The following is a 14,468-nucleotide window of genomic DNA, read 5'->3' as shown; positions in this document are numbered from 1 at the left end:
ACTCCAGAGTACTGAATAGTGACAACGGATTAGTTCTTGATCGCAGCGCTTAATTGCTCGGCGACACCACGAATCAGACTCGACTGTCCCTCATTGATTGATTGCGGCCTGGACATTTCAAAAATCTGGGCAATGCAATTGCTGCCGACGTTCAAGTGAGCACTGATTTGCATCCAGGCTTCAAGATGACAAACATCATCGACGCAGGTTGGAAAGCTGCGATAGATTTGGTGATTAACCAGATAGATATTCATCCGTGAAGTTTTTTCCAAGTCCCAGCCATGGATCGTCGCCAGCGCGGCAAGTGCTTGGTCAAGTATCAGGCCCTGTTGATTAGCCATCTTGAAATAGCCGAACGCTTCAGACGCTGGAACAACGATTCGCGACAACCATTGTTTGAGCCGTACAACTCGCAACAGCAGTGGCATGGACGGTGCTACCCCGACGCCCGACGTAAACCAGCTGGGGCAGTCGACAATCAAGTACAGGTCTTGCTCGGTCAAGTCGGCCCATTGGCTGATAAGGGCGTATTGCGCCATTCCCTGGCAGTATCGAGCGATGTTGGCTGAGGCTTGCGAATCACTCTCTTCCGGTTGAGTACCGTGTACACGAATCACATCGGCCCAAAAATCATTGAGCCCATAGGCTGCAGTGCCATCCGCCGTGCGAAAGAAAAAGTCCTGCCATTGCAACAATTTACCCATCACATTAGGTTTACTTTTAAATACCGGTGCAATGGCTTGGTGCAGTCTTTTTGCAAGTACTGGAGAAATCGGTTGGTTGGTCTGATGACTAGACGCGACACTATCGCCAATAAGCGAGGTATAGAGGTTATGGGTGAAATTGTGTAACTCTGGCGTGAAGATGGGGCTATAGATGTCCGTCGTCATGCTCAGGGCGGTGCGAATATCTAACTGGTTGTCGACCATCCAGGCAAGCACCGTTTCGGTTTGCTGAATAATCTCAAGCGTATCCAGTGTGGCCGCGCCGGCCACTCGCCAGGCTGTATTTGCACCGGGATTGAGCAACTCCCAGAGCACGTTTGCCTCGGTAAAACTCAGACCGAGCATGCGTGGAATCATGGCTAATCGGTAGAGCTGAGCGTAACGCGCCGACGTCATGTCTACCGTAGTGAGGTTGGCAGTACCGAAGGCCAACCCGGCCATCTTCTTGAGCTCATCCGCGGAGACTTTAAGTGCCCCGCAAACGATGGCGGTTTGAGCGCTGTGTACTGCAGAGTCAAAGTTGAGCGTGGCGTTCAGAGCAAGGGTAGTGCCATCCGTAGTCGAGGTGAATAGCCGCTGATAAAGACTCTGCTCGGACTTCCGAGCAAAAGTATTCATGTCGCCGATGAAACAACAGAACTCTTCGCAGGAGATGCCATACGTCGTCTTCAGACGCGTAAACTCGGCTAGTGTGCTGAGCACCGGTGTATCCAGCCACATTGTCCTACCTTTGTGGATCGCCCGATTAGCATTCAGGACCAGCCAATCAAGCTCATGAAATTCGAGATTGACCTGGCGTTGAAGGCGAATGAGTCGCTGTGCACGATCACAGAAAAGCACTTCATTCGCGCCGGACAGCTTCAGCTCAAGTTTATTTGCATCAGTCGTGCAAACGAGCAATGAGGCGGGATCTGAACTCATATTCGATAGATAGGTTTGCCCGTATATATCGACGTTAACAGGCTCACTCTCACCATAGCGCCAGAACACCGACTTCATAAGATTGACGACAACATTGCCCGAGTAGTTGGCCTGAGCAGTCATGCCGATCAACTGATTGAAAGTCAGTCCAGTACGCGCGATAAATTCATCGACCGACCTGAGTTGCCCAGCGATATCAGACTCAGATGCAAGGTTGTAATGACGTTTTACCAGGTTTTCATTAGAACTTAGGCTGCCCAGCAAGTTGTAAAGTTCAGGTGTTATTTCCAGTTGCTCTCGCGTTTTCGGCGACGCTGTGAGGATAGGATTTAAAGTGCTACCTCCCATATTAAAAGTACTAGCGTTGAACGCGGTCATTTGATCATCGGCCAGCGCGGACCAAAGCGTCATAAGTGGAAGTTTGTTCGCCGACAGCACGCTACGTACCTGCACCAGGTTATCGTGATAAGGCAGTGTCATTGGGTACCAAACAGTTTCCAGAGTTTGCAGGGCAGGAGCACCGGATGAAGTCTGCATGCCTTTCAACAAGGTCTCGTTCAAGATATCGAGTGTTGATATTTCTTTGACAAGATTTATTTCATTCAGAACAAGATCTTTGATATCCGGACGACGATTATCTATATGCAACGGGCTGTCTTCCAAGTGAAGACCTTGGGCAATTTTATAAAGTTCAACCAAGTAGCGCCCCGGCGAAAATAGCGATTGAATAGACGTCACTTCCGCGTAGCCAGCGCCGGAGCGCTCGTCAAAAAGATCGTCAAAATCTACGGCGCCACCCAGCGAGCGCCCCATCGCCACTTGTAGCTCGTGCGGAAATGGTGCAATGCCCAGCTTGGGAATACTTTGCATTACCGGCTCATTACGAGCGCGGAGTGTTCGAAGGATACTCTCCAAGGCTTCGACTCGCTTGCACGCTGCCGTATGAATCAGTTCAGCCTGCTCTCCAGACAACTCTTCCATCGCGCAGCAAAATTGTTCAAGTGGTTCTTTAGCAATATCGAAGATCGAATTAAAACCCTTTTCATCACGCTGATTTAGTGTCACTTCGCTTTCCGTGGATATTCGTAGCGACTGCAACAAAGACTCGCTCATAGTATTATTCTCAGAATTTTTCTATTGAAAACCGAAGTGCGTTGCGCTGTCAGCCATGGACAGACGCGCTAGCACAGCGCAAGTATGAAACTTTATTAGTCAAACCATTCGCGATGGTCGATAAAAACTTGATAGCCCCGCAAGGAACCGGCGCTAAAAGATCAAGCCAGTCCAGCGCATTGCGATTCATCTCTATAATGTCTTAAAGACGACCTACTTCCTTTGCAAAGTCTTTTATAAAACATAAATACGAGAAAAAAATAAAAAGTCTGAAATCGTAGTCGGCGATCCTGAGGAAGGTCTGAAGTACCCACGGATTTTTGATGCCCTCACTACTTGATGCTCAAAAAATCATAAGCCGGTCGAAAATCAGACCTTCTTGTCCTTAATTCACGGTTCTTTCCTCTAATCGCGCTGTTTCAGGTGCGGATTCCACGCCCATCCGGCCGCGTATTCCATGAACATCCGGCCACTGATTCCACGGTGATCCGGCCACCCGTTCCACGCTCATCCGGCCACCCTTAAAGCAGGCAGCAACGCAGGATTAATTCACTACCATCGACCTCTTTTATCGAAGCTGAGAGGTCGTCGTGGAGCGGTTATCCATGCGTAAGATTCGAGAAGTGCTACGTCTCAAGTTCGAGGTCGGCCTATCTGCCCGCCAGGTCGCTGTCAGCTTGCAAGTGGGTCGAGCCAGCGTCGGTGAGTACCTCAATCGCTTTGCTGCCAGCGGCCTGACTTGGCCGTCTGCGTTAACGGACGCCGAGTTGCAACGGCGGCTTTTTCCACCGCCGCCCGCCGTTCCCAGCGATCAGCGATCAGCGATCAGCGTCCGATGCCCGACTGGGCATGGGTTCACGCCGAGTTGCGCCGCCCCGGCGTCACCCTGGCCCTGCTTTGGCAAGAGTATCGACTCGCCCATCCGCAAGGCTTCCAGTACAGCTGGTTCTGCGAGCACTACCGCCTCTGGGCTGCCAAGGTCGACGTGGTCATGCGCCAGGAACACCGTGCCGGAGAAAAGCTGTTTGTCGATTACGCCGGCCAGACCGTGCCGGTCATTGATCGGCGAACCGGCGAGATCCGCCAGACGCAGATCTTCGTCGCCGTCCTCGGCGCGTCCAGCTACACCTTCGCCGAGGCCACCTGGTCGCAGAAACTGCCCGACTGGCTGGGCTCGCACGTACGCTGCTTCGCCTTTCTCGGCGGTACATCGCAGATCCTGGTACCGGACAATCTGCGCAGCGGCGTCACCAAGGCGCATCGCTACGAGCCGGATATCAACCCCAGTTACCGCGATCTCGCCGAGCATTACGGCGTAGCCGTGCTGCCCGCGCGCTCGCGTAAACCCAAGGACAAAGCCAAGGTTGAAGTCGGCGTACAGGTAGTCGAGCGGTGGATCTTGGCGGTGCTGCGCAACCGCCAGTTCTTCTCCTTGGGCGAACTCAACACAGCCATCGCGCTGCTGCTGGATCGCCTCAATCAGAAGCCCTTCAAGAAACTGCCCGGCTCACGCCGCTCGGCCTTCGAGACCATCGACCAACCCGCACTGCAACCGCTACCAGAACATCCGTATGTCTACGCCGAATGGAAAAAGGTGCGAGTGCACATCGACTACCACGTGGAGGTCGACGGCCATTACTACTCGGTTCCGTACCAGCTGGTGAAGCACCCACTCGAAGTGCGGCTAACCGCTAAGACCGTCGAGTGCTTCCACGCCAACCAGCGGGTGGCCAGCCATCTGCGCTCCATGCACAAAGGCCGCCACACCACCCAAACCGAGCACATGCCCAAAAGTCACCGCGAACATGCCGAATGGACGCCGCAGCGACTGATCCACTGGGCTGAGCAGACCGGGCCGAACACCGCTGGTGTCATCGCTCATATCCTCGAACGCCGAATCCATCCGCAGCACGGCTTCCGCGCCTGCCTGGGGATCCTGCGCCTGAGCAAACAGCACGGCGAAGAGCGGCTGGAAGCCGCTTGCCAGCGAGCGCTGGCACTGGGCGCGTGCAGCTACAAAAGCTTGGAATCGATCCTGCGCCAAGGGCTGGAACGGCTGCCGCTTGCCCAGCCAAACCTGCCGTTACTGCCCGAAGAACACATCAATCTGCGCGGCCCTGGCTACTACCACTGACCTGAAAAAGGAGCACCAAAATGCTGCCCACCCCGACACTCGACAAGCTACAAACCCTGCGCCTGCACGGCATGATCAAGGCGCTTGGCGAACAACACGCAACGCCTGACATCAACGATCTCAGCTTCGACGAACGCCTCGGTCTGATGGTCGACCGCGAGCTGACCGAGCGCGAAGACGCACGCCTGACTACTCGCCTCAAGGCTGCACGACTGCGCCATAACGCCTGCCTGGAAGACATCGACTACCGCAGCCCGCGCGGTCTGGACAAGTCCCTGATCCTGCAACTGGGCAGCGGCCAGTGGCTGCGCGACGGCCTGAACCTGATCATCGGCGGCCCAACTGGCGTAGGCAAAACCTGGCTCGCCTGCGCGCTGGCTCATAAGGCCTGCCGCGACGGTTACAGCGTGCGTTATCTGCGCTTGCCGCGCTTGATGGAAGAACTAGGCCTGGCCCACGGCGACGGCCGCTTCGCGAAACTGATGGCGGGTTATGCCAAGACCGATTTGCTGATCCTGGACGACTGGGGCTTGGCGCCGTTTACCGCTGCGCAACGGCGCGACATGCTTGAACTGCTGGACGACCGCTACGGCAACCGCTCGACGCTAGTGACCAGCCAGATGCCAGTGGACAAATGGCATGCGCTGATCGGCGATCCAACCTTGGGCGATGCGATCCTCGACCGGCTGGTGCACAACGCTTATCGGATCGAACTGAAGGGCGAATCGATGCGCAGACGCGCAACGAAATTGACGGCGACAGAGACTTCAGACTAACAATACAAACCTGCGTCGCTGCGCTCCGACTGCCCGGCCGGATGAGCGTGGAATAGGTGGCCGGATGTTGGTGGGCTGGGTGGCCGGATGGCGTGGAATGCGCAAGCCTGAAGCCACATCCTTTCAGCGTGCGAAGGCGCACCAGTACCGATCGCATCTGTTTTCCCAGCGCTACCAATAACCGTCATCTGCTTTCCTTCGAGTAACGATTAATCAAGTTCTCTCGCCATGAATGACCCTACGGAAGTCTGCCCACTTTCGAGTCGAGCAATGTTTCAGCCCGTATCCCGCCCATTACAGGCGGGCCTTCGCTTTTTCCGCATTCCTTTACCCGCAGCACCCACAGCGTTCCTTGCGGTTCGCCTGCCGTTTCCGGCGGCACTACGGGCTTACCCTGTTCCGCCTGAATTTCTGAGCGGGGCGGACCCCTCCTGTTCGCCGGCGGCCTACTGTCCATGATGCCCCAGGAATAAAGGGGTCATACCTGGCCGCGTACCGTTTTGGTTCAAGCCTGTCAGCACATTTGGCTTGTTGAGCATGACGACGTTTAACAGAGGTTCACATGTGTTGGTCGTAGCCGCTCGTTCCTAGCCCCTCACCACCGTTGTGCTGGTAGATTCCGCTTCCCCTCACGGATAGGCGTACCGAAAATCGGCGGGTACATTGTCCCCGGAGCTTCACACCGGGCTGTTACCGGCCCCGCATGTCCAGGTAGGAAACGGTTGATGGAACAACCGGTTTCATCAAGAGAAAAACTCTCCAGTAAAACAGAAATTCAGACGACCTCAGGTCGCACTGTTCCATTGCTCCCCGAACCCCAATCAAGCCCTGGCGGTGAAGCTGCCAGGTCTTGCCCCTTCGGGCTTCAATCCTCACGCCTTCGCCCGTTCCGGGCTGCGCGCTCCGTTTGCCTCCGGCCCTTGGCTCTTGGCCTGCGTGCCCCGACGGCGGGGCTTTGCCGCTTGCCACTGACGGGGTGAAATCCTAAGCCTACGTTCCATCCAAACACATGCTCCGCCTGCGCTGCGCAACAGGGGCTCTGCCCCTGCGGCCGGAGGCCTACCCCGAACGGAGTGAAATCCTGAATCGTCGTCCGACGTTCCAGCTCCGCCGTCGCTCCGCACAGGGCCGCCCCTGCGGCCGAAGGCCTACCCCGTGTCGCTGAACCATGTTAATTGCCATGACCTGACCTCACAGGGGTGCTGTGCGTCGTGGGTCCGCGCACTAAAAGCGGGGGTAATCATGGCGCGGGGTGGTTGCGGTGGCGGCGCGCCCAGGTGCAGGCGGTTGACCGTGCATAGTGTAAAACAAACGGACAATTATATTTTACAAATAGTTTACGCGAGATCGCCCCCGGGAGATAATAACCCTGTCGAAGCAATTCGGCTCTGACACCCGGAACCAGCGGCGGCAACCGCTCCGGGAATTCTGCGAAGGAGATTCAAAAATGCGTCTATCCAGCAACTTCCGTAACCCTTGCATGATCCGCAGCGATGCAGCCTTGAGCAATGAACAGATTGCCAGCGTTGTCCCTTCGATCTTTGCCGAAGAAGCACACGACAGCCGCTCCGATCGTTACCTGTACATCCCGACAATCAAGGTGCTCGACGCACTGCGCGCCGAAGGCTTCCAGCCGTTCATGGCGTGCCAAACCCGCGTTCGTAATACCGACAAGCGCGAACACACTAAACACATGCTGCGCCTGCGCCATGCCAACAGCATCATGGACAAGGAAGCGAACGAAATTATTCTGCTGAACAGCCATGACGGAACCAGCAGCTACCAGATGATGGCGGGTATGTTCCGGTTTGTTTGCGCCAATGGCCTGGTAATCGGCGATTGCTCGATTGATCAGAAAGTACGGCACAGTGGTCGCGGTGACGTAATTAGCGACGTGATCGAGGGAGCCTATGAAGTGCTCAATCAGTTCGACGCTGTGAACGATCAGCGTGAGTGCATGAAGCAAATCAAGCTGCGCCCGGACGAGCAAGAAGCCTTCGCCATGGCGGCGCTGGCCTACCGCTACGACCCGAAAGAGGGACCGGCGCCGGTGACGTCCAGTCAGTAGCTCAGCCCGCGCCGTGTGCAGGACTACGACAATGACTTCTGGACTACCTTCAACCGCATTCAAGAAAACTCGATTAAGGGGGGCTTACGTGGCCGTAACAAGCAAGGGCGCCGGGCGACTACCCGCGCCGTTGGCGGCATTGACCAGGACGTGAAACTGAATCGCTCCCTGTGGGTTCTGGCCCAGGCCCTGCGTACTCAGCAGGCCGCTTAATCACCCAACCGGGCGCCGAGTGCGCCCGGTTCTTGTGCGGTAGGAGATACAGCCATGTCCAAAGTTTTCTATGTACCCGGCCAAACTGCGATCATCGACTATGCCCACGAGATCGGCCCGAATATGTGGGCAACCCGTTGCAGCATGCTGATGCTACCCGAGCTGCGTGTCTGCCACCCCGGCGCAGTGCTGGGTGAGGAAGAGGCATTCTTGCTGGCCCAGGAAGCCGCGTTAGGTACGCAGCCCCAAGAAACCACCGAGGCGCGCTATGACTACGCGCTGACCCGTCTCCCGGTGTTGGACTTCGCCGCTGATGGCAAAACTTACTCGTTCAAACTGGAGAAATACGAGGTTGGAAACCTGACGCGCATCTACACGCTCTGTCATGGCCGCTATTGGACGTTCTTAGGGCTGGCCACCCTCACGCACCAGATAATTGTCCAGCGCGTTACCTTGAGCACAGCGGGGGGCCTGTTCACTGATCGACAGGCTCACGGATCACCACCACACTAAAAAGCTAAATGCGCCTGGCAGATCGTCGGGCGCTTCACCAATGGAGAAGACGAATGCAGCCAAAGTACACAGCCGCTCAATGGGAACAGGTATCCTCAGCCTTTCGCGGTTTGGCTGTCGGCACTGTCGAGATGGCCAAGGCGGTATTGGTCGACGGCGTGCGGCCCTCGGATCTGGCGCGACAAGCTGACGTATCCCGGCAGCTTGTCTATGCCGCCGTGCGACGGGTTCGTAAGATCCTGGAGGAACACCAGGCGCAAGAGTTGGTGCCGGTGATGGTCTGGCTCCCGCCTGAACTGGCCGAGCAGGTTCGGCAAATGGCGGCGCCCTTTGACCAGCCAGAAGGCAAAGGGAAAGCGAAGAAGAAATGAGGCGAGTGCGCCAAAGCTGGCCCTAATTGTAGCGGCTCGCGTTTGAAAACACGCAGGCTCGCATTCAACGGCATTTCTGGCTCACATTAACTGCAACCAGCCAAAGCCACCGGCTCACATTAATTGCAAATGAGCTTGCATTTGAAGGCGCGGGCTCGCATTTCATCGCGACGGGCTCACGCTATCTGCAAATGACCAGCGGCGGTTTAGAGTCACAGAGGAATGCTGGCCGCGAGCATCTTGTCGCGCAGCGAAGGAGGGTTGTCAGCTGCAGTTTTGCCGACTACCCTGAAAATGTTCGAATTGTTACGAACAATTTCGGTTGTGATCGTTTTCAGGTCACGCTACTTCAGGACGAGGAACGAAAAATGTTTTCACACGAAGGTCATGCAATAGAGCTATTGCTGTTCGTTTTTAGCATAACGGGTCTATTTTTGGTGGTCTGGTTCATTCACTATCTATACGAAAGAAAAATCCGGAAAGGCGCTAGAAAACAACAAAATCGTAACGAGGGGCGCTCGACATGATATTTCCTCTCATCCGCGCGAACTGCTCCCGGCTGGCTTTGAGCAACCAGGCGCTGTAGTGGTGAAACTCCTCCGCACTTATGTGCTTGCGGCGACCAGGCGCCCGACTAATGACTCTGCACGCACTGTTGAGTCAGGGTGCTGTCTATCTAGGCGTGGGCGCTCACAGATCCGCATCCACGTCGTCTTCCTGTGCTTCTCTGCGACCGCGTCGGCGGCGTAGGGCCTGCAGGTGAAGTCGTCGTTGCTGAAAAGATCGACCGAATCAGCCGCCTCCCACTGGCCGAAGCAGAAAAACTGGTTCACGCGATCCGGGCCAAAGACGCTCGCCTGGCTGTGCCTGGCATCGTCGATCTATCCGAGTTGGCCGAGGCGTCCAGCGGAGTCGCCAAGGTGGTTTTGCAGAGCGTACAAGACATGCTTTTGCGTGTGGCTTTGCAAATAGCGCGTGACGACTTTGAGGACCGGCGAGAGCGACAGCGACAAGGCATAGACCTGGCCAAGGGCGCCGGTCGATACGTTGGGCGCAAACCGAATACCAAAATGCACGAACGGGTGATTGCCCTCAAAAGCGGCGGGTGTAGCATTGCGGAAACTGCGCGCCTGGCCGGGATCAGCGTCAGCCAGGTAAAACGTGTTTGGGTGCAACACCTCGCGCGTCTGCCTGAGCGTGGTCTGATTGAACAACGGAGTTAAGGGAAAAGCACCATGCTGAAAACTATGCCTCACGCAGTAGAGTTTATTGGTTGCACTGACTGCATGCTTGTTACGGGTCATGGCAACAAGGGCTCTATGCTGGTTCGGATTGAGTTCAATCGTAATCCAGATGGCTCCGTTTCATTGATTTCCAGAGGTGGAAACACCGGTACCCGGATCATGAAAGCTGAAGAGGCTCTGCTCTCCGAAGAGGACTGGGCGGACCGCCCCAATAACCCAACTTGGGCGTTCGCGAAAGCGGGCTGGACGAGATCTAGGACATAACGGAAATTTCGCGACGCTACATATAGGCCCATGGGGAGCGAAGCTACAATTTGACGACATTTAGCTTTGCTGAGGTTCTTGATCGGTCCCACGCAAAGCGTTGTAGAGTGCCGTTTTCCCGATTTTGAGCCGCTTTCCTGGACCCGGCGCCGGATGCTTGCGCAGCTGCGTTGGGCGAACACCTGCGGGCCGATTACGGCGATCAGGATCATCTGCGTCAGTTGGCCGATGAAGTCGATCTGGTGACTTTCGAGTTCGAAAGCGTCCCGGCCGAAACCGTGGCCTTCCTCTCGCAGTTCGTCCCGGTCTACCCGAGCGCCGAAGCCCTGCGCATCGCTCGTGATCGCTGGTTCGAGAAGAGCATGTTCAAGGACCTGGGGATTCCAACCCCGGCGTTCGCTGACATCCAGTCGCAAGCTGACCTGGACGTCGCCGTGGCCTCGATCGGTCTGCCGGCCGTGTTGAAAACCCGCACCCTGGGTTACGACGGCAAGGGCCAGAAAGTCCTGCGCAAACCGGAAGACGTGGTCGGCACCTTAGCCGAACTCGGCAGCGTGGCCTGCCTGCTGGAAGGCTTCGTGCCATTCACCGGCGAAGTCTCGCTGATCGCCGTGCGTGCCCGCGATGGTGAAACCAAGTTCTATCCGCTGGTTCACAACACCCACGACAGCGGCATCCTCAAGCTGTCTGTGGCCAGCACCGATCACCCGCTGCAAGCCCTGGCGGAAGATTACTCCAGTCGGGTGCTCAAGCAACTGGAATACGTCGGCGTGATGGCGTTCGAGTTCTTAGAAGTCGACGGTGGCCTGAAGGCCAACGAAATCGCCCCCCGAGTGCACAACTCCGGGCACTGGACCACCGAAGGTGCTGAGTGCAGCCAGTTCGAAAACCACCTGCGCGCCGTTGCCGGTCTGCCGCTGGGCTCGACAGCCAAGATCGGCGAGCACGCGATGCTCAATTTTATCGGTATGGTGCCGCCGGTCGAGAAAGTGAGTGCGATTGCCGACGGCCATCTGCACCACTACGGCAAGGCGTTCAAGACCGGCCGTAAAGTCGGCCACGCGAACCTGCGTTGTGTCGACAAGGCTATCCACGCCAAAACGGCCTAGCTGTCGCCCTGCGCGAGCTGGTGCGTATCGAGCGCACGCCGTTCATTCTCGACTAGCTGCAAAGCGTCGAGCTGCGCCGTCGCGTCCAGGCTGGACTCAACAAGGGTGAAGCACGGAATGCCATGGCTCGCGCCGTGTTCTTCAACCGGCTGGGCGAAATACGTGATCGCAGTTTCGAGCAGCAGCGCTACCGGGCCAGTGGCCTCAACCTAGTGACCGCTGCCATCGTGCTGTGGAATACAGTTTATCTGGAGCGGGCCGCGAACGCCTTGCGCAATCACGGCCAAGGCGTTGACAACGCACTGTTGCAATACCTGTCACCAGCTGGGCTGGGGGCACATCAATTTGACCGGCGACTACCTATGGCGCAGCCGCACCAAGGTCGGCGCGGGGAAGTTCAGGCCGTTACGAGCGCTGCCACCAGCTTAGCGTGCTTTAAATTCCGTTTTCTGAGGCGCCCCCTTGCAGATAATCTGAACCGGGAAACGGGATAAATGCGAGCCCGTGTGTTTTCAAACGCGAGCCGCTACACATAAGGGCAACACCGTACCGAAATGGTCAGGTATTGCACTCAGTTTTTGCGGCCACCAGGTGATTTTTTAGCCATAGATGGATTCGTATTCTTCTAGCGCCTCGTTAAACACTGTAAGCAGCGCCGCAGCAATATTTTTTACATCCACCCAAGGCGCAAGCACCAACGTAAATGCGGAAACGAATGAAGTGAGCTTTAACGCGTTATTGATATCCCCGAATTGCTCAGCCGATGAGTCAATCTTGTTCAACATGGTTTGCCACATCATGTTTAATATGTTGAGTCCTACTTCGGCATCGAGCATGCGAATGCCGAGATCACCAAAGGTCGACATCACACTTTCTAAAGAATGCTGCAAGTTCTCCTGACCACTGACTAGCAACTCCAAAACTTCAACCTCCGCTCTCACTGAGTCACGCTCCTTTCGTGCGGACTCCGCTTTTGGACCATATATCGAGGCTGAAATGGGCCAGAAGATCGGCAGCCCTCCGGAGAACGCCATGCCAACGAAATATTTGTAGTCCTTGTCCAACTGAATAATTCGTTCTTTTTTCGTGAGAATACTATCTTTATATTCATCGATGGATTTGAGAAGATTGTTTCGCTGCATCAGATCATACTTTGAGTGCACCTCAGACTCCAACCCAAAAACGTGGTCGCCATCCGACAATTCGCCGCCTGCCAGTCTCACTTTAAAGTTCAATATATGATCTTTTAAATATTTAGTTAAGTATTGCTGTGCTTCAATATCCTCCTTCAACATCTCTATAACACTGGTCACAGTAGTCGCTGCCGCGACATCATAAGAAGTGAATGTCATTTCCTCAAGCTCAGTATCGCTCAAATCCCCAAGCGTATTTCTTACGCGATCCATGATGGGCATTTTGTTGATTTTTGAAATGATGTCGTATCCGCTATTGAGAACGTTATCGGCGGTAAAATTCAAATCATCGCTTTGCGCGGCTATTCTGTTTTCTATCAGATCCCAGCCTGAGGCGTGAAATTTAATGTCCCTGAACAGAACCATGATATCGATGGGCTCCAAACCAGCAATATCTACCTTTTGATATTTTAGAAATGTCTCGACAGCTGACAATACCGATGGAAGAGAGAGACCTTTCTTTACATATTTCTTGATTTTTATCAGGTCTTCCTTGGTAAACAATCCAGCGCTACGTACAACTCCGGCGTACTCACCAGCAATAATACACATCACATCCAGCGGAAGACTGTTGCTAGCTTCTGACTCCTGCAGAGAAACACACAAGTTGTTTACCTTTATTAGTTAGGCTTTCGTGAAATACAGATCCGAATAGCTGAAAAACTATTTACAGGATACATGTTTTAAACAGAGATATAGGTAAATCAGCTTTGGCTTGACCTCGAAGCCTTATCTTGCTCTACCTTCGAAGGCTTTCCCCATATATATTATTTGGTATCTCAACTGAGATTAACAGAAGCGACTTGAATGTTCGATCCAGAATCTGATTTAAGACTCAATGTTGTACACACTCCAGAAATCCGCAATAAAAGTTGACGCAACATAATTTATACGTCTGATACCAGAGCGAATCACCCGAATTACGCTGAGGACAGCCACGATATTATCCAGAAAATCAAGTAACTAATGCAGTCATAGTCAAATTGCGCTATATGCGAGGGGCCTTCGTCTCATGCAAGCACCTGAAACAAGGTGCTCTTTTATCACAATAACTAAGGAACAAATATCAAATGAACCGGACATATCCATATCTCGATGCTCCATTGGATACACGCTATGACGCAGAAGCCAGTTACTCACTAGGCATGGATCACTGGCGGGTGCTTCGGCCTTTTCGGTTAATGCTCAGTGAACGGCAGTGGGTGTTTGTACCGGCGGGGATTCTAACTGACGGCGGAACCATCCCCAGGATTGCACTGAGCCTTGTTTCCCCGTGGGGCAAACTTGGGCAAGCCTACGTGATGCACGACCAACTGTGTGAGTATCTTTCAATCACCGTTGATGGCGCACCTACCAATATTTCACGTGCCAGGTGCGACTCACTATTATACATAACGCTCGACGTACTAGGCGCCACCAAACAAGATATTGCGGTGGTAACTGGAGCAGTCGAATCATTTCGCAAAGTATTCCAGATCAATTTGCCATCGAACCGAGTGCTGAAAAGATCGCTGGAATCATCATGGACCTGAACACGGCAAAGCGCTTTAGTGCATTGATATAATTCAAGATCGTCCGCGTATGAGCCACCGATCGCTGAACAGAATCTACTTGTGTTTGATATAAGTCGAGAGTTCGCATAGCCTCTCTCTCTACATTACGATAGGCCTTTGCAGCGTGGGTGGGCTGAAGCCATAGAGCAGAAGGGTTAGGATCATCGGTCCAGACATGTACGGGGGGCTTTTTATGCGGTGCAAAGTAATTGCACGGAGGCATAAACAGTGAGGGTGGGTACCGCTGCAGTGAGCAAATTTGCTTTCTTAA

At 54.5% G+C, this 14,468-nt stretch carries 6 protein-coding genes and 5 pseudogenes; 9 read left to right on the top strand and 2 right to left on the bottom strand.

Annotated elements, in window-relative coordinates; genetic code table 11:
- Positions 1–29: 29 nt before the first annotated feature.
- The gene (locus ACA068_RS30580) at positions 30–2,759 is read right to left on the bottom strand and encodes a Tc toxin subunit A (protein WP_497310705.1); all 2,730 of its coding nucleotides are present in this window, start codon (positions 2,757–2,759) and stop codon (positions 30–32) included.
- 605 nt (positions 2,760–3,364) lie between these two features.
- Here ACA068_RS30580 and istA point away from each other — a divergent pair.
- The 8 genes and pseudogenes from istA to ACA068_RS30540 all read left to right on the top strand — a co-directional run.
- Positions 3,365–4,893, top strand: a pseudogene (gene istA / locus ACA068_RS30575) (IS21 family transposase).
- Positions 4,894–4,913: 20 nt separating this feature from the next.
- The gene (gene istB, locus ACA068_RS30570; RefSeq protein WP_497310704.1) at positions 4,914–5,669 is read left to right on the top strand and encodes an IS21-like element ISPsy14 family helper ATPase IstB; all 756 of its coding nucleotides are present in this window, start codon (positions 4,914–4,916) and stop codon (positions 5,667–5,669) included.
- A 1,447-nt stretch (positions 5,670–7,116) separates the two neighbouring features.
- A pseudogene (locus tag ACA068_RS30565) lies at positions 7,117–7,950 on the top strand (DUF932 domain-containing protein).
- 54 nt (positions 7,951–8,004) lie between these two features.
- Positions 8,005–8,463: a hypothetical protein gene (locus ACA068_RS30560; RefSeq protein ID WP_497310703.1), complete on the top strand. Its 459-nt coding sequence runs from the start codon at positions 8,005–8,007 to the stop codon at positions 8,461–8,463.
- Between the two features lie 53 nt (positions 8,464–8,516).
- Positions 8,517–8,834, top strand: coding sequence for a TrfB-related DNA-binding protein (locus tag ACA068_RS30555; RefSeq protein WP_497310702.1), 318 nt, complete (start codon positions 8,517–8,519; stop codon positions 8,832–8,834).
- A 758-nt stretch (positions 8,835–9,592) separates the two neighbouring features.
- A pseudogene (locus tag ACA068_RS30550) lies at positions 9,593–10,057 on the top strand (helix-turn-helix domain-containing protein); the annotation flags it as partial.
- Between the two features lie 416 nt (positions 10,058–10,473).
- A pseudogene (locus ACA068_RS30545) lies at positions 10,474–11,451 on the top strand (5-(carboxyamino)imidazole ribonucleotide synthase); the annotation flags it as partial.
- Positions 11,430–11,880 (top strand): annotated as a pseudogene (locus ACA068_RS30540) (Tn3 family transposase); the annotation flags it as partial. The pseudogenes ACA068_RS30545 and ACA068_RS30540, both read left to right, overlap by 22 nt.
- A 170-nt stretch (positions 11,881–12,050) precedes the next feature.
- On the opposite strand, the gene ACA068_RS30535 reads toward ACA068_RS30540, so the two are convergent.
- Positions 12,051–13,250 carry an alpha-xenorhabdolysin family binary toxin subunit A gene (locus tag ACA068_RS30535; RefSeq protein WP_497310701.1) on the bottom strand — a complete coding sequence of 400 codons (1,200 nt, stop codon included), beginning with the start codon at positions 13,248–13,250 and terminating at the stop codon, positions 12,051–12,053.
- A 464-nt stretch (positions 13,251–13,714) separates the two neighbouring features.
- On the opposite strand from ACA068_RS30535, the gene ACA068_RS30530 reads away from it, so the two are divergent.
- Positions 13,715–14,176, top strand: coding sequence for a DUF1353 domain-containing protein (locus tag ACA068_RS30530; protein WP_497310700.1), 462 nt, complete (start codon positions 13,715–13,717; stop codon positions 14,174–14,176).
- The last annotated feature ends 292 nt before the right edge of the window (positions 14,177–14,468 follow it).

The organism is Pseudomonas sp. LBUM1660 (genome assembly GCF_059695935.1).
This window is presented reverse-complemented; position numbering and strand designations above follow the sequence as displayed.

What these genes read in the sequence shown, in the direction of transcription:
- ACA068_RS30580 (WP_497310705.1), bottom strand. Translation starts at nt 2,759, where the DNA reads ATGAGCGAGTCTTTGTTGCAGTCGCTACGAATATCCACGGAAAGCGAA.
- istB (WP_497310704.1), top strand. Translation starts at nt 4,914, where the DNA reads ATGCTGCCCACCCCGACACTCGACAAGCTACAAACCCTGCGCCTGCAC.
- ACA068_RS30560 (WP_497310703.1), top strand. Translation starts at nt 8,005, where the DNA reads ATGTCCAAAGTTTTCTATGTACCCGGCCAAACTGCGATCATCGACTAT.
- ACA068_RS30555 (WP_497310702.1), top strand. Translation starts at nt 8,517, where the DNA reads ATGCAGCCAAAGTACACAGCCGCTCAATGGGAACAGGTATCCTCAGCC.
- ACA068_RS30530 (WP_497310700.1), top strand. Translation starts at nt 13,715, where the DNA reads ATGAACCGGACATATCCATATCTCGATGCTCCATTGGATACACGCTAT.